This window comes from Kitasatospora sp. NPDC088134, from assembly GCF_044741705.1.
GTDB lineage: Bacteria > Actinomycetota > Actinomycetes > Streptomycetales > Streptomycetaceae > Kitasatospora.
Genome location: NZ_JBIUTD010000007.1, coordinates 173,651 through 198,797, shown reverse-complemented (window position 1 = coordinate 198,797; position 25,147 = coordinate 173,651). Strand labels below are relative to the sequence as shown.

General features: G+C 76.3%; 11 protein-coding genes. 4 read left to right on the top strand and 7 right to left on the bottom strand.

What is annotated here, in order from left to right:
• Positions 1-113: 113 nt before the first annotated feature.
• Positions 114-272, bottom strand: coding sequence for a hypothetical protein (locus ACIOHG_RS14245; RefSeq protein ID WP_400949608.1), 159 nt, complete (start codon positions 270-272; stop codon positions 114-116).
• Between the two features lie 188 nt (positions 273-460).
• On the opposite strand from ACIOHG_RS14245, the gene ACIOHG_RS14240 reads away from it, so the two are divergent.
• Together ACIOHG_RS14240 and ACIOHG_RS14235 are read left to right on the top strand one after the other, a co-directional pair.
• Positions 461-994, top strand: coding sequence for a hypothetical protein (locus tag ACIOHG_RS14240; protein WP_400949607.1), 534 nt, complete (start codon positions 461-463; stop codon positions 992-994).
• Between the two features lie 112 nt (positions 995-1,106).
• Positions 1,107-2,159 (top strand): beta-glucanase, encoded by a 1,053-nt coding sequence (locus ACIOHG_RS14235; RefSeq protein ID WP_400949605.1) that lies wholly within the window; start codon positions 1,107-1,109, stop codon positions 2,157-2,159.
• 19 nt (positions 2,160-2,178) lie between these two features.
• Here the strand turns inward: ACIOHG_RS14235 and ACIOHG_RS14230 are convergent, their stop codons facing one another.
• The 6 genes from ACIOHG_RS14230 to ccrA form a co-directional block, all read right to left on the bottom strand.
• Complete coding sequence (locus ACIOHG_RS14230; protein WP_400949603.1) at positions 2,179-3,369, bottom strand: serine hydrolase domain-containing protein; 1,191 nt, start codon at positions 3,367-3,369, stop codon at positions 2,179-2,181.
• Between the two features lie 53 nt (positions 3,370-3,422).
• Positions 3,423-4,589, bottom strand: coding sequence for a serine hydrolase domain-containing protein (locus ACIOHG_RS14225; protein ID WP_400949601.1), 1,167 nt, complete (start codon positions 4,587-4,589; stop codon positions 3,423-3,425).
• Between the two features lie 346 nt (positions 4,590-4,935).
• Positions 4,936-5,931: a beta-ketoacyl-ACP synthase III gene (locus ACIOHG_RS14220; RefSeq protein WP_400949599.1), complete on the bottom strand. Its 996-nt coding sequence runs from the start codon at positions 5,929-5,931 to the stop codon at positions 4,936-4,938.
• Between the two features lie 194 nt (positions 5,932-6,125).
• Positions 6,126-8,099: a fatty acyl-AMP ligase gene (locus ACIOHG_RS14215; protein WP_400949596.1), complete on the bottom strand. Its 1,974-nt coding sequence runs from the start codon at positions 8,097-8,099 to the stop codon at positions 6,126-6,128.
• 49 nt (positions 8,100-8,148) lie between these two features.
• Complete coding sequence (locus ACIOHG_RS14210; RefSeq protein ID WP_400949593.1) at positions 8,149-9,387, bottom strand: cytochrome P450; 1,239 nt, start codon at positions 9,385-9,387, stop codon at positions 8,149-8,151.
• Between the two features lie 225 nt (positions 9,388-9,612).
• Positions 9,613-10,962, bottom strand: coding sequence for a crotonyl-CoA carboxylase/reductase (gene ccrA / locus ACIOHG_RS14205; RefSeq protein ID WP_400949592.1), 1,350 nt, complete (start codon positions 10,960-10,962; stop codon positions 9,613-9,615).
• 381 nt (positions 10,963-11,343) lie between these two features.
• Here ccrA and ACIOHG_RS14200 point away from each other — a divergent pair, with 381 nt between their 5' ends.
• Positions 11,344-20,031, top strand: coding sequence for an SDR family NAD(P)-dependent oxidoreductase (locus tag ACIOHG_RS14200; RefSeq protein ID WP_400949589.1), 8,688 nt, complete (start codon positions 11,344-11,346; stop codon positions 20,029-20,031).
• Positions 20,032-20,059: 28 nt separating this feature from the next.
• Positions 20,060-25,102 carry a type I polyketide synthase gene (locus tag ACIOHG_RS14195; protein ID WP_400949956.1) on the top strand — a complete coding sequence of 1,681 codons (5,043 nt, stop codon included), beginning with the start codon at positions 20,060-20,062 and terminating at the stop codon, positions 25,100-25,102.
• The last annotated feature ends 45 nt before the right edge of the window (positions 25,103-25,147 follow it).

Genomic DNA, 25,147 nt, shown 5'->3' with positions numbered 1-25,147 from the left:
GCGCCGTTCCGCTGCGCCCCACGCTGAAGCCTGACGTGGGGTCAGGGTCAAGACTCGCAGCTCAGCGCCCTGCACCGGACGCCGGAGGGCGGGGCGCGGCAGTCCGGGCGGGGTTAGGCCCGGTCGTTCGGCGGCGGGGCGTCGCAGTGGGGGCAGCGGCCGTGCTCGCGGACCTTGCCGCATTCCTCGCAGGCCAGGTGCAGGAAGCAGGCGGGCTCGCCGCCCTCGGGTTCGACGGGCCTGACGGGTTCGGCGGGTTCGGTGGACTCCATGTCGTCCAGTGTGCGGCCCCGGGCGCCGGGCGCGGGTGTCGGATTGACGGATCGTCATTTTGGGATGATCTGATGATTGTCCGCCAGTTGGGTGCTCGCGTCCGGGTGGCGGTGCGCCTGACCGTCGCCCGGACGGGTCCGGCCGATCCTGCCGGGAGTCGACGAAGGTGGCAGGAGGTGGCGGGACGATGCGGAGAGTCCGACGCGGATGGTGGCGGATCGGCCTCGCGGTGGCGCTGTGCGTGGGTGCCACCGGGACGGCTGCGGTCGCGTCCGGAGTGGCACCGTTCGGTGGACGGCCGACGGCGGTGCGGGCGGAGGGGCAGCCGGCGCCCGACGACCAGGACGGGCTCCAGGTGGTGAGCGCGACCGTGGACCGGGCGGAGGCGCAAGGTCTCACCGTGGTGCGGGCCCTGGTCGCCAACCTCGGGCCGGACCCGGTCACCAAGCAGTTCACCACCACGGTGCGCCTGCCGAAGGGCGTCACCGTGGAGGGCCAGGTGTTCCCCGACGGCTGCCGGGTCGAGGCGAACGGGCGGCAGCTGGCCTGCCGGTTCCGCAAGGGCCTCGGGGTGCGCCGGACGGCGACGGTGCTGGTTCCGCTGCGGGTCGAGGAGGGCATCCGGCCCGGCGAGCGCCTGGCGGGAACGGTCTCGCTGCAGGACCCGGACCGGCCCGGCCGGTCGGTGCCCGACCGGGCGTTCAGCATCGATGTCCAGTAGCGCCCGGACCAGTGCCCGGAGTTGAAGAAACGTTTCCCCTTGGGGGCGTTGCGAACACCTGGTGCCGCCCGGCCCCGCTCCGCCCCCACCCCGCCCGTCCGATCGGAGCACCGTGTCCCTGCCCAGCCATAGCCCCCGGCCCCGCCGTACCTTCCAGCCCCGTCAGGTCTCCCGGCCTCGCCGGGCCTCCCGGTTCCGCCGGGTGGTGCTGCCCGCCCTCGCGCTGCTCGTCCCGCTGCTGCCCGCCGCCGCGCAGGTCCCCGCCGTCGGGCTGCCGGGCCGGGCTCCGACCGCCACCTCGACGGCCGCACCGACCGCCGCCCCGAGCAGTGCACCGGGCACTGCACCGGCCGCCGGGCCCGAGGCGGCCGCGTCCGGGCAGTTCACGCCGAGCGGGAAGCTGGTGTTCGACGAGAGCTTCACGAACCCGCCCCTGATCGGCACCAGGTGGCACAACAGCAGCACCAGCGCGTACCGGTACGGCACCCACAACCCGGACGACGACAAGCTGGACTGGCTGCAGCCGAACGCGCTCAGCACCGTCGCCGGGAAGAACGTCTTCACCGCCGCCCCCGGCCTCGCCCGGCTGGAGAACGGCAAGCAGTCCTGGGACACCGGGCTGCTCACCACCGAGTACACCCAGCAGGGCTTCCAGGTCCGGCCCGGCGACTACGCGGAGGTGCGGCTCCAACTGCCCAGTGGCTACGGGGCCTGGCCCGCGCTGTGGACCTGGAAGGACGGCGGCAACGAGATCGACTCCTTCGAGTACCACCCCGACAACCCGAACCTGCTGGAGCTGTCCAACCGGATCCACAGCGCGGGCCTGTACTACAGCGACCCGAACGCCGTGCGCCCCGGCGCGTGGATCAGCATCGGCGTCCGCTACGGCGCGACCAACAACGAGTGGTACGTCAACCGCAAGCTGGTCTTCTCCGACCACACCGGCACCGGCCCGAACTGGAGCGCCTACCTGATCCTCAACCTGTCGATCTGCGCCGGGTACTGGCACCCGGCCCCGGTCGGCAGCGCCTCCGTCACCACCGCCGCCGACTACCTGCGGGTCTGGCGCCCGTCGACCAGCACCTCGCCCGGTCCGACGACGAGTGCCTCGGCCGGACCGTCGACCGGTGCCCCGGTCGGTCCGACGGCTGGCAGCCGGGGCTGATCCCCCGACCGGCGGGCCGTCAGCGGCAGAGGGCCGCGTCGACCGCGTCGGTCAGGTGGGTGGCGGCGGCCCCGTCCGGGACGGTGGTGAGAGTGATGTTCACGGCCCGGCCGTCCTCGGTGACACCGCCCCGGGAGCGGTAGCCGACGGCGGTGCCGCCGTGGCCCCAGACCAGGCCGCCGCAGCTCAGCGGCCTGCTCTGGAGGCCCAGGCCGTAGCGGACCCCGGGGCCGATCAGGTCGGCCGGGACGGTGGTGCGCATCTGGGCGAGCTGTTCGGCGGGCAGCAGACGGCCCGTCAGGAGGGCTCCGTAGAAGGTGTTCAGGTCGGTGTTGGTGGACACCACCGCGCCCGCGGCCCAGGCCATCGAGGAGTCCATGTCGGTGTAGTCGACCCGCGGGCCGCCCGGGCCGGTGTTCAGGTAGCCGTGCGGATGGGGCTCGCGCAGGGCGGTCTCCCCGGTGGCCGGGACGTAGGTGTGGCGCAGGCCGATCCGGTCGATCACCCGCCGGGTGACCTCCTCGCCGAAGGGGCGTCCGGTGACCTGCTGCACGATCAGGCCGGCCACCAGGTAGTTCGTGTTGCTGTACATCCAGCTCGTTCCGGCGGGGAACAGCGCCTTCTGGGCCAGCGCCCCGTCGAGCAGTTCGCGCGGCTCGAAGTACCGGTACTGGATGGTCCGGTAGTCGGCCAGTGCGGGCGCGTCCATGTAGTCGGGCAGGCCGCTGGTGTGCTGGAGCAGCTGACGGACCGTGATGGTCCGGCCGTCGAAGCCGTCGCCGCGCAGCAGGCCGGGCAGGTAGGTGTCGACGGGCGCGTCCAGGCCGACCTTGCCCTCGGCGACCAGTTGCAGGACGACGACGGCGGTGAACGCCTTGGTGTTGCTGCCGGCCCGGATCTGGCCGTCGACCGGGACCCGGGCCCCGGTGGCCAGGTCGCCGACTCCGGCGGTGTAGGTGCGGGTGCGGCCGTCGCGGCCCTTGACGCTGGCCAGGGCGGCGGGCATCCCGTCGTCCTTGACCAGCGCGTCGAGGCGCTGCTGCACGGCGTCCGGGCGCGGCGCGGCGTGGGCGGGAGCCGGGGTGAAGGCGGTCAGGGCGAGGCCGGCGGCGGCCGCGGCCACCGTGGCGTGCCGGACGTACCGGAGGAGGCGGACGTGCCGGACGAGGCGGAGGCGGTGCGCTCCGCTCGGCGGGGCGGGTTCGTTCATCGGGACTCCACTGCTGGGAAGCGAAGAAGGGGGCTGGGCGGGGCGGCCGGGGATCAGCGGCAGAGCGCCTCGTCCACCGCCCGGTCCAGGTGGCTCTCGATGTCGCCCGCCGGGAGGGTGGTGACGGCGATGCTCACGGAACGGCCGTCCTCGGTGGTGCCGTTGCCGGTCCCGTAGCCGGGGATCGCCCCGCCGTGGCCCCAGGCGACGCCGCCGCAGCTCAGCGGCCGGCTGATCAGGCCGAGTCCGTAGCGGACCCCGGGGCCGAGGGGTTCGGCCGGGACGGTGGCGCGCATCTGGGCGAGCTGTTCGGCGGGCAGCAGGCGGCCGCCGAGCAGCGCGGCGTAGAACCGGGTGAGGTCGGTGTTGGTCGAGATCATCGCGCCGGCCGCCCAGCCCCAGGACGGGTCCAGCTCGGTGTAGTCGCGCAGCGAGCCGTCGGCGGCGTGCTGGTAGCCCTTCGGGTGGGCCTGCGGGATCGTCAGGTCGCCGGGGGTGGGGAAGGAGGTGTGGCGCAGGCCGATCCGGTCGATGACCCGCCGGGTGATCTCCTCGCCGAGCGGCCGTCCGGTGACCTTCTGCACGATCAGGCCGGCCACCAGGTAGTTCGTGTTGTTGTACTCCCACTGGGTACCGGGCGCGAAGTGGGCCTTCTGCGACAGCGCGGCGTCCAGGAGTTCGCGCGGCTCGTAGTAGCGCTCGGGGGCGTCGAGCACCATCCCCGTGTTCACGTACTCGGGCAGGCCGCTGGTGTGCTGGAGCAGCTGGCGGACCGTGATGGTCCGGCCGTCGAAGCCGTCGCCGCGGACCAGGCCGGGCAGGTAGGTGTCGACGGACGCGTCCAGGCCGACCTTGCCCTCGGCGACCAGTTGCAGGACGACGACGGCGGTGAAGGACTTGGTGTTGCTGGCGATCCGCACCTGCCCGTCGACCGGGACCCGGGCCCCGGTGACCGCGTCGCCGACGCCGGCGGTGTAGGTGCGGGTGCGGCCGTCGCGGCCCTTGACGGTGGCCAGGGCGCCGGGTGCCCCGTCGTCCTCGACCAGCGCGTCGAGGCGCTGCTGCACGGCGTCCGGGCGGGGCGCGGCGGAGGCCGGGGCCGGGGCCGCGACACCGGTCAGCACGGCGACGGCCGTCAGCGCGGTCACGGCCGCCGCCACCCCGCGCCGGCCGCCGGGGAGGCGCTGCGGGAAGCGGTGCTGCGGTGCGTACTCGTCCATGGGGAACCCCTCGGGTCAGGGCGCCGGAACCCTTCTCGGCGCCCTTCAAGGGGATCATCCGACGCACCGTCGATCCGTCCCCGCGAGGGACGAGACCGCACCCGGGAACGTGCTCCGGGACGGGGCCGGGCGCAGGAGCGTGCTCCCAAGGACGCCCGGCCCGCGAGCACGGGAGCCGGTGGCCGACATATCGACAAACCTCCTGCCCGGGGCGGCCGTTGGACTGTCGGGGAGTCGGCGGCCGCCCCGTTCCGCAGGGCGTCGGGGGCGGGCAGGAGCAGGTGCGAAGGGCAGGGGGCAGGAGGCAGGGGGCAGGGGGCAGGGGGCAGGAGGCAGTGGGCGCGGGTCAGGGCAGGGCGACCACCTGGGCGGCGAAGCTCAGGCCCGCGCCGAAGCCGACCAGCAGGGCCAGGTCGCCCGGGCCGGTGCGGCCCTCGCCGAGCAGGCGGTCCAGGGCGAGCGGGACGGAGGCGGCCGAGGTGTTGCCGGTGTCGACCACGTCCCGGGCCACCGCGACCGACGGCGGCAGGCCGAGCGCGGTGGCGGCGGCGTCCACGATCCGCAGGTTCGCCTGGTGCGGGACGAACGCCGACAGCTCGTCCACCGAGACCCCGGCCGCGGCCAGCGCCTCCCGGCCCACCCGGGGCACCGTCTCCACCGCCCAGCGGAACACCGCCTGACCCTCCATCCGCAGCGTCGGCCACGGCGGCGGGTCGGCCGAGCGCAGCTCCCGCCATCCGTGCGCGTGCGCGATCGCCCCCGGCCGGGACCCGTCCGCGCCCCACACCACCGGCCCGATGCCCGGTACCGCGGCCGGGCCCACCACCACCGCGCCCGCGCCGTCGCCGAACAGGAAGGCGGTGCCCCGGTCCGCCGGGTCGATCAGGTCGCTCATCCGCTCCGCCCCGACCACCACCACGTGGCGGCTGTGCCCGGAGCGCACCAGCCCGTCCGCCATCGCCAGCGCGTGGCAGAAGCCCGCGCAGGCCGCGCCCAGGTCCACCGCGCCGGCCCCGTTCGCGCCGATCAGGTGCGCCACCCGGGGCGCGGCGGGCGGCGACTGCTCCAGGTGCGACATGGTCGCCAGCAGGACGGTGTCGACGCTCTCCGGCGCCACCCCCGCGTGCGCCAGCGCCTTCAGCGAGGCCGCCGCCGCCATCGACACCAGGGTCTCGTCCGGGTCCGCGAAGCGGCGGGTGGCGATACCCGAACGGCGCCTGATCCAGTCGTCGCTGGAGTCGATCGCGGTCGCCACCTCCGCGTTGCCGACCACCCGGGCCGGCCGGTACGCGCCCACCCCGAGGATGCGCGCCCCGGCCAGCGGGGTGCTCGCCCGCAGCACCCCGGACGCGGCCCCGGCGGACGGTGCCCCGGCGGACGGTGCTCCGGCGGACGGTGCTCCGGCGGACGGTGCTCCGGCAGGCGTTGGCGCCCCGGTGGCCGTCGGCCCCCCGGCCGTCGGCTCTTCGGTCAACGGTTTCCCGGTCGTCGGCCCCCCGGCCGCCGGTTTCCCGGCCGTCGGCTCCTCGGTCACCGTCACCGTCCCGCCTCCACCCGCTCGCGCGGCGCGGCGGCCCCGGCGGTGCCGAACTCGCCGTCCAGGTACCGCCGGAGGGTCTCGCGGCGCTGCACCTTGCCGCTGGACGTCTTCGGCAGCGACCCGCGCCGGACCAGCAGGATCTCGTCGGCCTCCAAGCGCTGGTTCTCGTGCACGGCCCGTCTGATCCGCTCGCGCAGCCGGTCGCCGCCGCCGCGCAGGGTCCGGCCGTCGGCCTCGACCACCAGCACCAGGCGCTCGTGGGCGCCGTCGTCGGCGGAGAACGCCGCCGCGCAGTTCGGGTGCAGGCCGGGGTCGGCGCTCTCGGCGGACAGTTCGATGTCCTGCGGGTAGAAGTTCCGGCCCTGCCGGATCACCACGTCCTTGATCCGGCCGGTGACGAACAGTTCGCCGCCGTGCCGGAAGCCCAGGTCGCCGGTGCGCAGCCAGGTGCGCTGCTCGGCGCGGTCGGCGCGCCGGGCCCGGAAGGTCGCCTCGGACTCCTCGGGACGGCCGTGGTAGCCGCCCGCCACGCACGGCCCGCTCACCCAGATCTCGCCGACCCGCCCGTCCGGGAGCGTGGTGCGCACCTCGGGGTCGACGATCCGCACCGTGCTGTCGCCGACCGTCCCGCCGCAGCCGACGGCCGGGACCGCCCCGGAGCCGTCGGACGCATCACCAGGCGCGCCGGGTGCCCCGGAGGCGCCGGGCGCGCCGGGTATTTCGACGGCGCGGCCCGCCCGCAGCTCCTCGGCGGACAGCCACAGCACCGTCGGCGGGCGGTCCTCGGGGCTGCCGGTGGCCTTCAGGGTGTTCTCGGCCAGGCCGTAGCCGGGGCACATCGCCTCGGGGCGGAAGCCGGCCGGGGCGAGGGTGTCGGTGAAGAACCTGACGGTCTGCCAGCGCACCGGCTCCGCGCCGTTCGCCGCCACCCGCCAGGAGGACAGGTCCAGACCCGGCGGGAAACCGCTTTCCGTCGTCGCTTCCGCGACCGCCCGCGCGCACAGCTCGTAGGCGAAGCTCGGTGCCGCCGCGTGGGTGCCGCGGAATCGGGAGATCGCCTCCAGCCAGCGCGCCGGGCGGCGGATGAACGCCTCCGGCGCCATTAGGTACGAGGGGATGCCGGCCCACAGCGGCAGCACCACGCCGAACAGCATCCCCATGTCGTGGAAGAGCGGCAGCCAGTTCACCACCGCGGCGTCGCCCCGGCACGGCCACAGCCGGTCCGTCTCGTCCACGTTGGCACCGAAGTTGGCGTGGCTGACCCGGACGCCCTTCGGCGTCCCCGTCGACCCCGAGGTGTACTGCAGCAGGGCCGGCTCCTCGGCCCCGATCGGCCGCGGCCGCCACCCGGCGAGCGCCGCCGGGTCGTGCCGTTCGGCGGCCGCCGCCAGCGAGGCGGGGTCGTGCAGGGTCAGTCCGGCCAGCTCGGGCAGCGTGCCGAAACGATCCTCCAAGTCCCGCTTCACCTCCGCCGTGGTCAGCACCAGGGCCGTCCCGGCATCGTCCGCGATGGCCCGCAGCCGGGCCAGCCCCCGGGCCCGCGACGGCACCTGGACCGGTGCCGCCGCCACCCCCGCGTACATGCAGCCCAGCAGGTCCGCCACGAACCCGAGCCCGGACGGGTGCAGCAGCAGCACGCTGCGCCCGGCCAGGCCCAGCGCGGACAGCCGCGCCGCGACCTCCCGCGCCCGGACGTCCAGCTGACGGTAGGTCAGCGTGTCGGCGACCTCCTCACCGTTGTGCAGGAAGGCGTACGCCACCTGGTCGGGCTGCTCGGCCGCCCGCCGGGCCAGCACGTCCGGCAGGCTCGGGAGCGGGCCGGACGGGGCCGGTGGGGCCGGGAACGGGGCGGACGGGGCCGGCGGGGTCGGAAGCGGGGTGGCGGCTGCCGGTGGGCCCGGGCGCGGGCCCGGCGGGCTCGGGAGCGGGCGCGGCGCGGTCGGCACGGCACTGGGAACGCGATCGGTCATCTCAGGCATCCTCATTCGCTGCGGGCCGGGCCGGGCCGGCGGCCTGGGGTCAGGCCGCCACCAGGTGCACCGGAAGACGGGTCAGGCCGTGGAACTGGTAGGAGCGCAGCCGTCCGGAAGGGCCGGCCGGGACGAACTCGGCCACCTGCTCCACCAGGGTGCGGAGCATCAACTCCACCTCCAGCAGGGCGAGGTGGCGGCCGAGGCAGAAGTGCGGTCCGCCACCGCCGAACCCCAGGTGCGGGTTCGGGTCGCGGCCCACGTCGAAGCGGAACGGGTCGTCGAACACGGCCTCGTCGCGGTTGGCCGAGGTCAGGTGGGCGACCACCTTGTCGCCCGCCCGGATCAGCTGCCCGCCCAGCTCGACGTCGGTGACGGCGGTGCGCCGGAACACCTTCGTCGGGGTCTCCCAGCGGACCACCTCCTCGGCGGCGGTGGCCACCAGCGACGGGTCGGCCTTCAGCCGCGCCCACTCCTGCGGGTGCGCCATCAGGGCCTGCACGCCGCCCGCGATGGCGTACCGGGTGGTCTCGTTCCCGGCCACCGCGAGCAGCACGAAGAAGGCCTGGAACTCCTGGTCGGACAGCTGGTTCCCGTGCGAGTCGGGGGCGACCAGCCGGGAGACGATGTCGCCCGCCGGACAGCCGCGCCGCTGCTCGCCCAGCACGGACGCGAAGCGGCCCATCTCCCGGGCGGCGGTCCGGGCGGCGACCGCGCCGCCGCCCTGCGGGTCGGCCTCCGCCGCGACGCCCTTGGACCAGGTGAACAGCTTCTGCCGCTGGTCCCGGGGCACGCCCATCAGCTCGGCGATCACGGCGATCGGCAGCTCGGCCGCGACCGCCTCGACGAAGTCGACCTCGTCGCGGCGCAGCGCCTCGCCGACGATCCGTTCGCACTCGGCGGAGATCCGGTCGCGCAGCCGCTCGACCATCCGGGGCGTGAAGCCCCGGTTGACCAGGCCGCGCACCCGGCTGTGCTGCGGCGCGTCCTGATTGATCATCATCAGCCGCTGCATCGAGACGGCCACCTCGTCGTACTCCATCGGCTGGGCGCCGGCCAGTCCGGAGGAGAACAGCTCGGGCTTGCGGGCGACCCAGGACACGTCGGCGTGCCGGGTCACCGCCCAGTGCCCGGTGGGCAGTTGCGGGTCGGGCTGCCAGTGCACCGGCTGCTGGCTGCGGAGCACGGCGAAGTCGTGGTGCGGCGGGGTCGGCACGTACCGGTCGGGGTCGAACACGTCGATGCCGAACGGGTCGGGGTCGAACGGTGCCTCGGGGTGCGGGGCCATGGGGAAGTCTCCTCGGACGTACGTCTGCTGACGGTGCGACGGCCCCGCGGCCGCGGGGGCGGCGGCGGAACGCGTCACGAGGTGCGGCTCGGTCGGTCAACGAGGGTGCGCGTGGTACGGGTGCGGTGGCGGGTGTGACAGTGCTGTGAACTCGTCCTCTCCCGACGGGAGTCGTTCTTTCGGGTGGAGCAGGGTGGGCGGGCGTTCGGCTCGGTCGGGCTCGGGTCAGCCGGCCAGGGCGGGTTCGCGGTCCTCGGCGAGCGGGCGTAGCCACTCCTCGCCCAGGCGGGTCCGGGTGGCGGGGTCGGTGACGCCGAGGCCGGGCCGGTCGGCCAGGCAGAGGACGCCGATCTTGCCGGTGTGGCTGTTGGTCTGGACGAGCCGGGCCGCCTCGCCGACCTCGGCCAGCGGGTAGCTGCGGGACAGCACGGGGGCGAGCAGGCCCAGCCGGTACAGGCGCATCATCTCGGCGGCCTCGCCGAGGTTCATGCCGTGACTGCCGATGATCCGCTTCAGGTTCATCCAGAAGTAGCGGTTGTCGAAGGTGTGCTGGTAGCCGGTGCTGGAGCCGCAGGTGACGACGGTGCCGCCGCGGCGGGCCGCGATCACCGAGATGCCGAAGGTCGCCTTGCCGACGTGGTCGAACACCACGTGCGGGTCCTCGCCGACCCGGGAGCGCACCGCCCGGCCCAGCCGCTTCGCCAACTCCACGGTCTCCTGGGCAGATTCGGGCGCTCTGCCGATGCCGATCTCCTCCCGGTTGATCACGAAGTCGCAGCCCAGCCGGCGCACCAGCTCGGCCTTCCGCTCGGAGTTGACCACCCCGATCGGGATGCCGCCGCCGTTCTTCACCAACTGCACGGCGAACGCGCCGAGTCCGCCGGCGGCGCCCCAGATCAGCACGAGGTCGCCCTGCTTGATCCGGGCGCCGTTCTCGCCCACCAGCATCCGGTACGCGGTGCCGCCGCAGAGCGGGATGCTCGCGGTCTCCTCCCAGGTCAAGTGCGGCGGCTTGGCGACGAGTTGGCTGGCCCGCACCACCGTGTAGTGGGCCAGGCCGCCGAAGTTGGTCTCGTACCCCCAGGCCTTCTGGTCGGCGCCCAGCATGCCGTCGGTGTGGGTCACCGCGTCCTGGTCGTCGACCACGGCGGTGCTCACCGCGACGTGGTCGCCGACCTGCCAGCGCCGCACGCCGGCGCCGGTGCGCACCACCACGCCCGCCGCGTCCGAGCCGATCACCTGGTAGGGCTGGTCGTGCCGGGCCTGCCAGCCGCCCGAGCGGGCGAAGCGGCGCAGCGCGTCGAAGGTCGACACCGGCTCGAAGGTCGCCGACCAGACGGTGTTGTAGTTCACCGAACTGGCCATCACCGCGACCAGCACCTCGTCCGGCGCCAGCTCCGGCAGCGGCACCCGGCCGACGTGCAGCGAGCGCCGGACGTCCTTGTCCGCAACACCGCGAAACATTTCGACATCTTGCCGAAGCAAATGTGCTGCGGTGTAATCCTTCGGCAATGGAAGGCGTGCCAACTCCTCGGGCGGGGCGTCGCTCAGCACTGCTTCGGTCAACTCGTCCATCTGCATTCCCCTCGCCGCGCTCGGCGGCAATCAGACAGGTCGGAAAGTCCGTTTTCGACGCTACGTGAGACCCCTCGGGGCTGAGAACCCCTAACGCTGCCCGCCCCAGAGGGTGCGACAACAGGCCAGCTCAGAGCGTTCGTTCAGGGGTTCGATGCGGGTGTCGGGGCCCGTTCCGGGGTGGGTCCAGGGGTTCGAAATAGGGGTGGACCGGAATTGCCGGGGCTGCCGATACTTCACAGGACACGCAGCGCCCCGGAAGAACCGCCGGGGTAATTGCCCCGCGCACCGGGCGAACGATCAGGGTGAACGGACGGGGCACGTACGGAAATCGCCCCGCACCGCCCGCGGGCCTCCCGCAGAAAGGGTGTCGACGCCACCATGACCAGCCAGCGACCGCCCGCCGCCGACGCGCACGACCGGGCTCCGGAGGCCGACCCGCGCTGCCCGGCCCAGCAGTCCGCGGCACCGGGAGCGACGGGAGCGTCGGGCGTGCCGGGTCTGCCGGGAACACCGGGCCTGCCGGGAGCGCCGGGCGTGCCGCTGGACGCGGTGGCGCCCGGGGTGCCCGCCGACGCGGTCGCGGTGGTCGGGCTGGCCTGCCGGCTGCCCGGCGCCCCCGACCCCGAGGCGTTCTGGGCCCTGCTCGCCGAGGGCCGCAGCGTCGTCGGCCGGTCCGCCGGGCACGGCGACCTCGCCGGGCGGCGCGGCCTGGACCCCGCACTCCCGCCCGCCGCCCTGCTCGACCGGGTCGACGGCTTCGACGCCGAGTTCTTCGGTCTCTCCCCGCGCGAGGCCGCCGAGACCGACCCCCAGCAGCGGCTGCTGCTCGAACTCGGCTGGGAGGCGCTGGAACACGCCGGGATCGTCCCCGCCGACCTGCACGGCACCCGCACCGGCGTGTACATCGGCGCGATGGCCCACGACTACCGGATCCTGCGGCACTGCCAGGACGCCCCGCCGCCCGGCCGGCACACCCTCACCGGCCTCGGCCACGGCCTGCTCGCCAACCGGATCTCCTACACCCTCGGCCTGCACGGCCCCAGCCTCACCCTCGACACCGCGCAGTCCTCCGCCCTCACCGCCCTGCACCTCGCCCACCGCGCCGTCCGCGACGGCGACTGCGCACTCGCCCTGGCCGGCGGCGTCAACCTGATCCTCACCGACCGCAGCACCGAGGAGGCCCGGCAGTTCGGCGGCCTCTCGCCCGACGGCCTGATCCGCCCGCTGGACGCCGACGCCGACGGCTACGCCCGCGGCGAGGGCGCCGGCCTGGTGGTGCTCAAGCCGCTGGCCCGGGCCCGGGCCGACGGCGACCGGGTGCTCGCCGTGATCCTCGCCAGCGACACCAACCACGGCGGCGCCGCCACCGGCCTCACCGTCCCCGACGCCGACGCCCAACGCGCCCTGCTGGAAAGCACCCTGCGCCAGTCCGGCCGCCGGGCCGCGGACGTCCAGTACGTCGAACTGCACGGCACCGGCACGCCCGTCGGCGACCCGGTCGAGGCCGCCGCCGTCGGCGCCGTCTACGGCGCGGGCCGCCCCGCCGACGCCCCGCTGCTGGTCGGCTCCGCCAAGGCCAACGTCGGCCACCTGGAGGGCGCCGCCGGGATCGTCGGCTTCCTGAAGACCGTCCTCGCCCTCGCCCACCGCCAGCTCCCCGCGACCCCGCACCACACCCGCCCCAACCCCGCGATCCCGCTGGACCGCCTCGGCCTGCGCGTCCCCGACACCCTGCGGCCCTGGCCCGACCCGCAGCGGCCGCTGCTCGCCGCCGTCAGCTCCTTCGGCATGGGCGGCGCCAACGCCCACGTCCTGCTGGCCGAAGCGCCCGCGGCGCCCGCGACGTCCGCCGTGCCCGCTGCTGTCCCGGGCCTGCCGGTGCTGCTCTCCGGCCGCACCCCCGACGCGCTGCGCGCCCAGGCCGCCCGGCTCGCCGAACACCTGGAGCAGCGGCCGGAGTTGAAGCCCGATGTGCTCGCCCCGGCGCTCGCCGCGCACCGCACCCGGTTCCGCCACCGGGCCGCCCTGCCGGTCTGCGAACGGGCCGAACTCCTCACCGAACTGCGCGCCTTGGCGGACGACCGGCCCAGCCCCCGGGCGGTGCTCGGCGCCGCCCCGGCGGACGGCCCCGCCCGGACGGCCCTGCTGTTCTCCGGCCAGGGCAGCCAGCAGGCCGGCGCCGGCCGCGAACTGTACGCCGCGCAGCCCGTGTTCGCCGCCGCCCTGGACGAGACCCTGGCCGCGCTCGACCCGCACCTCGACCGGCCGCTGCGCGAACTGCTGTTCGCCGACCCCGACAGTGCCGAGGCCGCGCTGCTCGACCGCACCGAGTACACCCAGCCCGCCCTGTTCGCCTGGTCCACCGCCCTGCACCGACTCGCCCAGTACCACGGCCTGGCAGGCGAGTTCGTCCTCGGACACTCCGTCGGCGCGATCGCCGCCGTGCACGCCGCCGACGCCCTCCCGCTCGCCGACGCCGCCACCCTGGTCACCGCCCGGGCCCGCCTGATGCAGGCCGCCCGCGCCGACGGCGCCATGGTCGCCGTCCAGGCCGCCGCCGAGGAGGTGCTGCCGCTGCTCGCCGGGTACGGCGACCGGGTCGCGCTCGCCGCCGACAACGAACCCGACGCGGTGGTGCTCTCCGGCGACGCCGGGCCGGTCACCGAACTCGCCACCCGGTTCGCCGAACTCGGCCGCCGCACCCGGCCGTTGCGGGTCAGCCACGCCTTCCACTCCGCACACATGGACAGCGCCCTCGACGAGTACCGGCGGATCGCCGCCGGACTGCGGTTCCGCGCGCCCCGGCTCACCGTGGTCTCCGACCTGACCGGGGCCCCCGCCACCGCCGAGGAACTCGCCTCCGCCGACTACTGGGCCCACCACCTGCGCCGCCCCGTCCGGTTCCGGCAGGCCCTGCGCACCCTGGCCGAACTCGGCGCCACCGCCTACGCCGAACTCGGCCCCGGCCGGGTGCTCGCCGCGCTCGCCCGCCAGAACCGCCCGGCCGCCGGAAGCGGAGGGCACTTCGTCGCCGTCCCGCTGCTGCGCGGTGACGGCACCGGCCCCGAGAGCACCGCCTTCCGCCGGGCGATCGGCGAACTCCAGGTCCACGGCGTCGAACTGGCCCGGCCGCAGGCACCGCACGTCGACCTGCCCGGCTACGCCTTCCAGCGCGAGCGGCACTGGTTCGCCGAGACCGCCGCCGACGGCGCCCGGCCCGCCCCGCCGCCGCAGCCGCCGCAACCGGTGCCGACGGTGCCGTCGGCACCGACGGCTTCGGAGGCCGAACAAGAAGCTGGTGCCCAGGAATTCGGGCTGCCGGAGGTGCTGGACGCCCTGGCGGCCGTGCTCGGCCACCGCGACGGCGCCCGGATCGACCCCGACCGCTCGTTCCGCGAACTGGGCCTGGACTCGCTGGGCGCGGTCGAGTTCGCCGAACGGCTCGGCGAGCGGGTCGGCCGCACCCTCACCGGCACTCTCGTCTACGAGCACCCCTCGCCGCGCGCGGTCGCCGAACACCTCGGCGGCGCACGGGAGTCGGAGCGGACGGCGGAGGAGCCGGCCGACCGGTCCGAGGAGCCGGTGGCGATCGTGGCGGCGGCGGGGCGGTTCCCGGGCGGGGCGGATTCGCCGGAGGCGCTGTGGGAGCTGGTGGTGAACGGGGGTGAGGCGATCGGCCCGTTCCCGGCCGACCGGGGGTGGCCCGCCGACCTGCACCACCCGGAACCGGGGAAGCCCGGGCACACCTACGCCACCGGTGGTGGGTTCCTGTACGAGGCGGCGGAGTTCGATGCGGAGTTCTTCGGGATCTCGCCGCGGGAGGCGGCGGCGATGGATCCGCAGCAGCGGCTGCTGCTGGAGGTGGCGTGGGAGTCGCTGGAGCGGGCCGGGATCCGTCCCGCCGAACTGCGCGGCACCCGCACCGGCGTGTACGCCGGACTCACCCAACTCGACTACGGGCCGCGCCTGCACGAGCCCGCCGCCGGTCACGAGGGCCACCTGCTGACCGGGAGCACCGTCAGCATCGCCTCCGGCCGGATCGCCTACACGCTGGGCCTGGAGGGTCCGGCGGTGACGGTGGACACGGCGTGCTCGTCCTCGCTGGTGGCGATCCACCTGGCGGCGCAAGCGCTGCGCTCCGGCGAGGCCACCCTCGCGCTGGCCGGCGGCGCCACCGTGATGTCCACCCCCGGCATGCTGACCGAGTTCGGCCGCCAGCGCGGCCTGGCCGCCGACGGGCGCTGCCGCTCCTTCGCGGCCGGGGCGGACGGCACCGGCTGGGCGGAGGGCGTGGGCGTGCTGGTGCTGGAGCGGCTGTCCGACGCCCGCCGCAACGGCCACCCCGTACTGGCCGTCATCCGCGGCAGCGCGATCAACAACGACGGCGCCTCCAACGGCCTCACCGCGCCCAACGGCGCCGCCCAGCAGCGCGTCATCGCGGACGCCCTGCGCCGCTCCGGCCTGACCGCCCGCGAGGTGGACACGGTGGAGGCGCACGGCACCGGCACCGTCCTCGGCGACCCGATCGAGGCCGGGGCCCTGGCCGAGGTCTACGGCCGGGCCCGGACGGCGGACGACGAGCCGCTCTGGGTCGGCTCGTTGAAGTCGAACGTCGGGCACATGCAGGCGGCGGCGGGTGTCGGCGCGGTGATCAAGACGGTGGCCGCGCTGCGGGCCGGTGTGCTGCCGCCCTCGCTGCACGCGGACCAGCCCTCGCCGCTGATCGATTGGGACGCCGGTGTCTCGCTGCTGACGGAGCGCCGGGCGTGGCCGGAGACCGGGCGTCCGCGCCGGGCCGGAGTCTCCTCGTTCGGGATCAGCGGCACCAACGCCCACCTGATCCTGGAACAGGCACCGGCGGAGGAGCCGTTCGAGCAGCAGCCGGTGCTCCCGGTCGTGCCGCTGCTGGTCTCCGGCCGCACCGAAGCGGCCCTGCGTGCCCAGGCGGAACGGTTGCTCGACGGGCGTGCACTCGTCCCCGCCGCAAGGGCGCTGGCCGCGACCCGGACGGCGTTCGACCACCGCGCGGTGGTGCTCGGCGCCGACCAGGAGCAGCTGCGGGCCGGACTGGCGGCCGTCGCCGCCGGGCAGCCGGCCGAGGGCGTGCTGACGGGGGAGCGGACCGACGGCGGGACGGCGGTGCTGTTCACCGGCCAGGGCAGCCAGCGTCCCGGCGCGGGACGGGAGTTGTACGACACCTTCCCGGTGTTCGCGGGCGCCCTCGACCAGACCGCCGCCGCCTTCGACGGGCAGCTCGAACGTCCGCTGCTGGACGTGCTGTTCGCCGCGCCCGGCACCGTGGACGGCGACCTGCTGCAGCGCACCCGGTACGCCCAGCCGGCCCTGTTCGCACTGGAGACCGCGCTCTACCGGCTGATCGAAACCGTGCTGCCCGCACCGGAGTTCCTGGCCGGGCACTCGATCGGCGAGATCACCGCCGCCCACCTCGCGGGCGTGCTCACCCTCTCCGACGCCGCCACCCTGGTCGCCGCCCGGGGCCGCCTGATGGACGCCCTGCCCGAGGGCGGCGCGATGGCCTCGATCGAGGCGCCGCACGCGGAGGTCGAGGCCGAACTCGCCACCGCGCCAGGGGTGGTGGCGATCGCCGCCGTCAACGGGCCCCGGGCCACGGTGGTCTCGGGCGACCGGGCGGCCGTGGACGCCGCCGTCGAACGCTGGCGGGCGCGCGGCCACCGCACCACCCGGCTCAAGGTCGGCCACGCCTTCCACTCGCCCCGGATGGCACCGATGCTGGCCGAGTTCCACGAGATCGCCGCCCGGCTCGACTACCGCGAACCGGCGCTGCCCGTGGTCTCGAACGTCACCGGACGGCTCGCCGGACCCGGTGAACTCACCGACCCCGCCTACTGGGTCCGGCACGCCCGCGAGGCGGTCCGCTTCCACCAGGGGCTGCAGACGCTCCGGGCCGCAGGCGTGCGGCGCTTCCTGGAACTCGGCCCCGACACCGTCCTCGCCACCCTCGCCGCCACCGCTCTCGCGGAGACCGGCCCCACCGACCCGGGGAACCCGGACGGCGGCACCGCCGTGGCCGTCCTGCGCCGCGGCCGTCCCGAACTGCCCACCCTGCTCGGCGCGTTGGCGGCCCTGCAGGTGGACGGCGCGGCCGTCGACTGGACACGGCTGCTCGGCGCCCCGCCCGCCGGACCGGTCGACCTGCCCACCTACGCCTTCCAGCGCCGCCGCCACTGGCTGGACGCCCCGCCCGCCGGCGCGGCCGGACCCGGCACCGGACACCCGTTCCTGCCCGCCGAGGTGGTCCTCGCGGACGGCGCGGGCACCGTCCTCACCGGCCGGATCTCCACCCGCAGCCACCCCTGGCTGGCCGACCACGCCATCGCCGGGACGGTCCTGCTGCCCGGCACCGCCCTGGTCGAACTCGCCCTGCGCACCGGGCAGTCGGTGGACACCCCCGTCCTCGTCGAACTGACCCTCGAAGCCCCGCTGCCGCTGCCGTCCGACCAGGACGTCGACCTCCAGGCCACGGCCGGCCCCGCCGACGCGCGGGGCGCCCGCCCCGTCGCCGTCCACTCCCGCCCCGCCGGGGCCGGGCCCGACACCCCGTGGACCCGCCACGCGACCGGGACCCTCGCCCCGGCCACCGGGGAGCAGCCCGGGGAGCAGACCGGGGAACAGCCCGGGGACCGGTTCGGGGCGCACCTCGACAGTGCGCCGTTCCGGGCCGTCGCGCCCACCGACGCCGGGCAGTTCTACGCCGAACTCGCCGACGAGGGCTACACGTACGGCCCCGCGTTCCGCGCCGTGACCGGCACGGCGGCCGACGGCGACCGCCGGGCCGCCGAGCTGCGGCTGCCGCCGGACGCCGCCCGGGACGGGTTCGTGCTGCACCCCGCCCTGCTGGACGCCGCCCTGCACCCGCTGGTGCGCGGCCGGGGCGACGACGGCACCGGCCGGATCGCCCTCCCGTTCGCCTGGAGCGGCGTCACCCCGGGCCCGGCCGCGGGCGCGGAGACGGCCCGGGTCCTGATCACCCCGACCGGCCCGGACCGGGCCCGCCTCGACCTGCGCGCCGAGGACGGCCGCCGGGTCGCCACCGTCGAGGAACTGGCGCTCCGCCGGGTCGGCACGGACCGGCTCGGGGCGCGGGACGCCACGGCCGCCCGCGACCTGCTGCGCACCGAGTGGCGGCCCGTCCCCGCGACCGGCACACCCCCGCGCTCGGTGCTGCTGCTGCCCGGCGACCCCGGCGCCCCCGACGGACCCGGTGGACCCGGCGACGCGCGGACGGCGGAACTGGCGACGGCATTGCGCGGCGCCGGTGTGACGGTGCGTCACGAGCTCGGGGGAGCGGCGCCGGACGTGGTGCTGGTCCGGCTGCCCGCCGAGGCCGGCGCGCCGCTGGCCGCCGCCCACGCGGCCGCTGCGGCGGCCCTGCGGGTGGTGCAGGGGCCGGTGGCCGACCCCGCCCTGGCCGGGGCCCGGATCGTGGTCCTCACCGAGGGCACGGCCGACGCCACCGGGCCCGCTGCACCCGCGGCCGCCGCCGCCCGGGGCCTGCTCCGCTCCGCCCGGGCCGAACACCCCGACCGATTGGCCCTGCTGGACCTGGACGGCAGCCCGGCCTCGCTGCGGGCCCTGCCCGCCGCCCTGGGTGCGACCGGGACCGAACCCGAACTCGCCCTGCGTGACGGCCGGTTGCTCGCCCTCCGGCTGGTCCGGGCGGGGACGGCCACTCCCGGTACGCCCGCCCCCGGTACGCCCGCCCCCGGTACAGCGGTCGACCTCGACCCGGACGGCACGGTGCTGATCACCGGCGGCACCGGCGCGCTGGGCGCTCTGCTGGCTCGGCACCTGGTGCGCACCGGCCGGGCCCGACGGCTGCTGCTGGTCGGCCGGCGCGGCGTCAACGCCCCCGGCGCCACCGAACTGCTGGAGGAACTGGCGGAGTTGGGTGCGGAGGCGACCGTGGCGGGCTGCGACGTCGCCGACCGGGACGCGCTGGCCCGGCTGCTCGCCGAGCTGCCCGCCGACCGGCCGCTCACCGCCGTCGTGCACGCGGCGGGCGTGCTCGACGACGGCCTGGCCGCCACCCTCACCCCCGAGCGGCTGGCCGCCGTCCTGCGCGCCAAGGCCGACGCGGCCTGGCACCTGCACGAGCTGACCCGGGACGCCGACCTCGCCGCGTTCGTGCTGTTCTCCTCGGTCGCGGGCGTCCTCGGCACCGCCGGACAGGCCAACTACGCGGCGGCGAACGGCTTCCTGGACGGTCTGGCCCGCCACCGGCACGCCCTCGGCCTGCCCGCCCGCTCACTGGCCTGGGGCCTGTGGACCGGCCCCGGCGGCATGGGCGACCGCCTCGACGACACCGGCCGGGCCCGGTTCGAACGGCTCGGCCTGGCCCCGATCACCCCCGACCACGGCCTGGCCCTGTACGACGCGGCGACCGGCCACGGCGAGGCCGTCCTCGTCCCCGCGCCCACCAGTGCCGCCGCCCTGACCCGGCTCGCCGCGAACGGCGAACTCCCGCAACTGCTGGTCGAACTGACGGAGCGTCGGAAGACGGCCGGTCCGGCGGCGACGGCCGCTCCCGCGCTCGCCGCCCGGCTCGCCGGGCAGCCCGCCGAGGCCCGGCCCGCGCTGATCGCCGAGCACCTGCGCGGCATGGTCGCCGCCGTCCTGGGCCACGCGCCCGGCGAACTCGGCGAGCACCGCGGCTTCCTGGATCTCGGCGTGGACTCGCTGACCGCCGTCGAACTGCGCAACCGGCTGGCCGCCGACAGCGGACTGCGGCTGCCCGCCACCCTGCTGCTCGACCACCCGACGATCGGCCGGCTCACCGCCCGCCTGGCGGAGCTGTTCACCCCCGAACGCCCCGCCCCCGACCCCGGGCGGCTGCGCGCCGGGATCGACGCCCTGGCCGCCGCGCTGCCCGCCCTCGACGACACCGAGCGGGCGCCGCTGCTCGCCGAACTGCGCGACCTGCTGGCCGGATTCGGCCCGTCCTCCGACCTGGAGACGGCCACCGACCAGGAGATCTTCGACCTGATCGACCTGGAACTCGGCATCACCGGCAACGAGGAGAACTGAGGCGATGAGCGACACCACCGAGGAGAAGCTGCGCGGCTACCTCAAGCGGGTCACCGCCGAACTCCGCGACAGCCGGGCCCGGACCGCCGAACTGGAGGCCCGCGACACCGAACCCGTGGCGATCGTGGCGGCGGCGGGGCGGTTCCCGGGCGGGGTGGACTCGCCGGAGGCGCTGTGGGAGCTGGTGGTGAACGGGGGCGACGCGATCGGTCCGTTCCCGGCCGACCGGGGGTGGCCCGCCGACCTGTACCACCCCGACCGCGACCGCCCCGGCCGGACCTACACCTCCGGTGGTGGATTCCTGTACGAGGCGGCGGAGTTCGATGCGGAGTTCTTCGGGATCTCGCCGCGGGAGGCGGCGGCGATGGATCCGCAGCAGCGGCTGCTGCTGGAGGTGGCGTGGGAGTCGCTGGAGCGGGCCGGGATCCGTCCCGCCGAGCTGCGCGGCACCCGCACCGGCGTCTGGGCCGGCGTCATGTACCACGACTACGGCAGCCGGTTCCGGCGCGCGCCCGAGGAGTTGGAGGGCTACCTGGTCGTCGGCAGCGCGGGCAGCGTGGTCTCCGGCCGGATCGCCTACACGCTGGGCCTGGAGGGTCCGGCGGTGACGGTGGACACGGCGTGCTCGTCCTCGCTGGTGGCGATCCACCTGGCGGCGCAGGCGCTGCGCTCCGGCGAGGCCACCCTCGCGCTGGCCGGCGGCGTCACCGTGATGTCCACCCCCGCGACCTTCGTCGACTTCAGCCGCCAGGGCGCCAACTCGCCCGACGGGCGCTGCCGTTCCTTCGCGGCCGGGGCGGACGGCACCGGCTGGGCGGAGGGCGTGGGCGTGCTGGTGCTGGAGCGGCTGTCCGACGCCCGCCGCAACGGCCACCCCGTGCTGGCCGTCATCCGCGGCAGCGCCGTCAACCAGGACGGCCGCAGCAGCCAGCTCACCGCCCCCAACGGCCAGGCCCAACGCCGGGTGCTGACCGAGGCGTTGCGCCGCTCCGGCCTGACCGCCCGCGAGGTGGACGCGGTGGAGGCGCACGGCACCGGCACCGTGCTCGGCGATCCGATCGAGGCCGGGGCACTGGTCGACGTGTACGGAAAGGGGCGCGGGGCGGACGACGAACCGCTCTGGCTGGGGTCGTTGAAGTCGAACGTCGGGCACATGCAGGCGGCGGCGGGTGTCGGCGCGGTGATCAAGACGGTGGCCGCGCTGCGGGCCGGTGTGCTGCCGCCGTCGCTGCACGCGGACCAGCCCTCGCCGCTGGTGGACTGGGACGCGGGTGTCTCGCTGCTGACGGAGCGGCGGGCCTGGCCGGAGACCGGGCGTCCGCGCCGGGCCGGGGTGTCCTCGTTCGGGATCAGCGGCACCAACGCCCACCTGATCCTGGAACAGGCACCGGCGGAGGAAGCGGCGCCGGCCGAGGAATCGGCACTCCCCGTGCTGCCGCTGCTGGTCTCCGGCCGCACCGACCGAGCGCTGCGCGCCCAGGCCCGGAAGCTGCTCGACACCGTGCCGGATCAGGAACTCGCCCAAGCGGCCGTGGGGTTGGCGGCGACCCGGACGGCGTTCGAGCACCGCGCGGTGGTGCTCGGCGCCGACACCGCGGAGCTGCGGGCCGGACTGGCGGCCGTCGCGGCGGGCGAACCGGCCGCGAACGCGGTGGTCGGCGCGGCCGCCGAAACCGACCGCACCGCCGTCCTGTTCACCGGCCAGGGCAGCCAGCGTCCCGGCGCGGGACGCGAGTTGTACGCCACCTTCCCGGTGTTCGCGGCGGCCCTCGACGAGGTCGCGGCCGCCTTCGACGGGCAGCTCGAACGGCCGCTGCTGGAGGTGCTGTTCGCGGCCGAGGGCAGCGCCGGGGCCGCGCTGCTCGACCGCACCCGCTACACCCAGCCCGCGCTGTTCGCGCTCGGCGTCGCCCTCTACCGCCTGATCGAGTCCTGGGGCGTCACCCCGCACCGGTTGGCCGGGCACTCGATCGGCGAGATCACCGCCGCCCACCTCGCGGGCGTGCTCACCCTCCCCGACGCCGCCACCCTGGTCGCCGCCCGGGGCCGCCTGATGGACGCCCTGCCCGAGGGCGGCGCGATGCTCGCCGTCGAAGCCCCCGAAAAGCTGGTCCTGGCGGAACTCGCCGCTGTGCCAGGGGTGGTGGCGATCGCCGCCGTCAACGGGCCGACTGCCGTCGTGGTCTCCGGCGAGCGCGCCGCCGTCGCCGCCGCCGAGGACCGGTTCCGGGCCCTCGGCCACCGGGTCGCCCGGCTGCGGACCAGCCACGCCTTCCACTCCCCGCTGATGGACCCGATCACCGCCGAGTTCGGCCGGATCGCCGCGAGCCTGCCCCACCACCCGCCGAAGATCCCGATCCGCTCCGCCGTCGACGGCGAACTCCGCGACGCCGTAAACCCGTTGACCCCCGACCACTGGGTCGGCCACCTCCGCAACGAGGTCCGCCACCTGGACGCCGTGCGCGGCCTGGCCGCCGACGGCACCACCGGCTACCTGGAACTCGGCCCCGACGCCGTACTGACCGCCCTCACCCGGGCGGCCCTGGACGAGGACCCCGCACCGGACGGCCCCGGCCCCGCGCTCGCCGCCGCCCTGCGCCGCGACCGCCCCGAGCCGCAGACCCTGCTGACCGCGCTCGCCACCGTCCACACCCGGGGCACCGCCGTCGACTGGAGCACCGTCCTCGGCGGCCGCCCCGGCCGCGCCGACCGCCTCCCCACCTACGCCTTCCAGCACGCCCGCCACTGGTCCGAGGTCCCGCCCGAGGACACCGGCCCCGTCCGCAGCGGCGAACCCGGCTTCTGGACCGCCGTCGAACAGCAGGACCCCGCCCGGCTCGCCGACCTGCTCGGCCTGCCCGATGACGCCGCCCGCAGCGCACTCGACGGACTGCTGCCCGCGCTCGCCGCCTGGCGCTCCGACCGCGAACGCCGCCGCGCCGTGGACGCGCTCCGCCACCGGGTGCTCTGGCGCCCGCTGCCCGAGACCGAGGCCCCCGCCGGGGACGGCCACTGGCTGCTGCTGGCCCCCGCCGTCCAGGGCGCGCCCGCCGGTGACGGGGCGGCGGACGAGGCCGGGACGCGGATCGGACTCTGGCGCGACGTCCTCGAACAGGCGCTGCGGCAGGCCGGACGCACCGTCCACCGGCTGGACGTCCCGGCCGGCACCGACCGGGACGCCCTGACCGCGCTGCTCCGGGCGGCCGTCGACGGCCCGCCGGACCCCGACGTGGAGACCTCGAACGCGGCCGTGCTCGGCACCCACGCGGTGCTGAACGGCCTTGCCGCGCCCGGCCGGGAGGAGCGGCCCGTACCGGCGGGCGTGCTCTCGCTGCTGTCGCTGGCCGACGGCCCCGCCCCCGGCCGACCCGCCGTGCCCGCCGCGCTCGCCGACACCCTGCACCTGCTCCAGGCCGCCGAGGCGATCGGCCTGACCGCCCCCGTCTGGACCGCCACCAGCGGCGCCGTCGGCACCGGCCCCGCCGACCCGCCCACCGCCCCCCGGGCCGCCGCCGTCTGGGGCCTCGCCGCAGCCGCCGCCACCGAGAGCCCCGCCTGGGGTGGCGTCCTCGACCTCCCCGCCGACCCCGGCGGCCGCCCCGCCGCCCTCGCCGTCGCCGCCCTGCTCGCCGGGGGCCCGGAAGCCGAACTCGCCGTCCGCCGCGAAGGGGTGTACACCCGCCGCCTGGTCGCCGCCCCGGCCCCGGAGGAGACCCCGGCGGGAGCGGGCACCGAAGCCGGCCGCGCCGCGCCGCCCGGGTCGCGGGGGACGGTGCTGATCACCGGGGGCAGCGGAGCGCTGGCCGGGCACACCGCGCGGGCGTTCGCCCGGCGCGGGGCCGCGCACCTGCTGCTGGTCGGCCGGCGGGGCCCGGACGCGCCCGGGGCCGCCGAACTGGCCGCCGAGCTGAAGGAGTTGGGCGCCCGGCAGGTCAGCCTCGCCGCGGTGGACGTGACCGACCGGGACGCCGTGGCCCGGCTGATCGACGGGCTGCCCGCCGAGCTGCCGCTGCGCGTGGTGGTGCACACCGCCGCCGTGCTGGACGACGCGACGCTGGTCGGGCTGACGGACGACCAGCTGGAGCGGGCGCTCGGCGCGAAGGCGCTGGCCGCCGTCCACCTGGACGAGCTGACCCGGGAACTGCCGCTGGACGCGTTCGTGCTGTACTCGTCCGCCGCCTCGGTGGCCGCCCTGCCCGGCCAGGGCAACTACGCGCCCGGCAACGCCGTGCTGGACGCGCTGGCGCAGCGCCGCCGCGCCGCCGGACAGCCCGCCGTCGCGCTCTCCTGGGGCCTGTGGGCGGGCGACGGCATCGCGGACCCGACGGCGGCGGGGCTGGCCGCCCGGCACGGGCACCGGCCGATCGACCCCGACACCGCGCTGGCCGCCCTGGACACCGCGCTCGCCGAGGGCGCCGCCCACCTGCTGGTCGCGGACGCGGACTGGCCGGCCCTCGCCGCCGTCCGCCCGCACCCGCTGCTGGCCGAGCTGCTGCCGCAGGGCCCGGCCGGGCCGGGCGCCGCCGAGCAGCCCGAACGGGCCGGCGGGCTGCGGGCGGAACTGGCCGGACAGCAGGCGGCCGAGCGGCAGCGCACCCTGCTGCGGGCCGTCCGGGCGGAGGCCGCGGCCGTGCTCGGACGGCCCGGCGGTGACGCCGTCGACCCGCAACGCGGCCTGCGCGACCAGGGGTTCGACTCGATCGCCACCGTCGAACTGCGCAACCGGCTCGGCCGGCTCACCGGCCTGCGGCTGCCCACCACGCTGGTGTTCGACCACCCGACCGCGCAGGCCCTGACCGGGCAGCTGCTCGCCCTGCTCGACCTCCCGGCGGCCGGCCGGGAAGGCCCCGGAGCGTCGGACGGCGCCGAGCTGCTGTCCCGACTCGACGACTGGGAGCGGCAGTTCGCCGAGCTCCCGGCCCACGACCCGTCCCGGCCCCGGCTGCTGGCCCGCCTGGCCGCGCTCACCGGCGCACCGGCCCCGGTCGGCGACGTCCCGGACCTGGGGCTGTCCGCCGCCGCCGACGACGAGCTGATCGCCTTCATCGACCGGGAGTTGGGCATCTCCTGACCCCGCGGCGCCCACGGCACCGCGCCGCACCCCTGAAACCTTGAG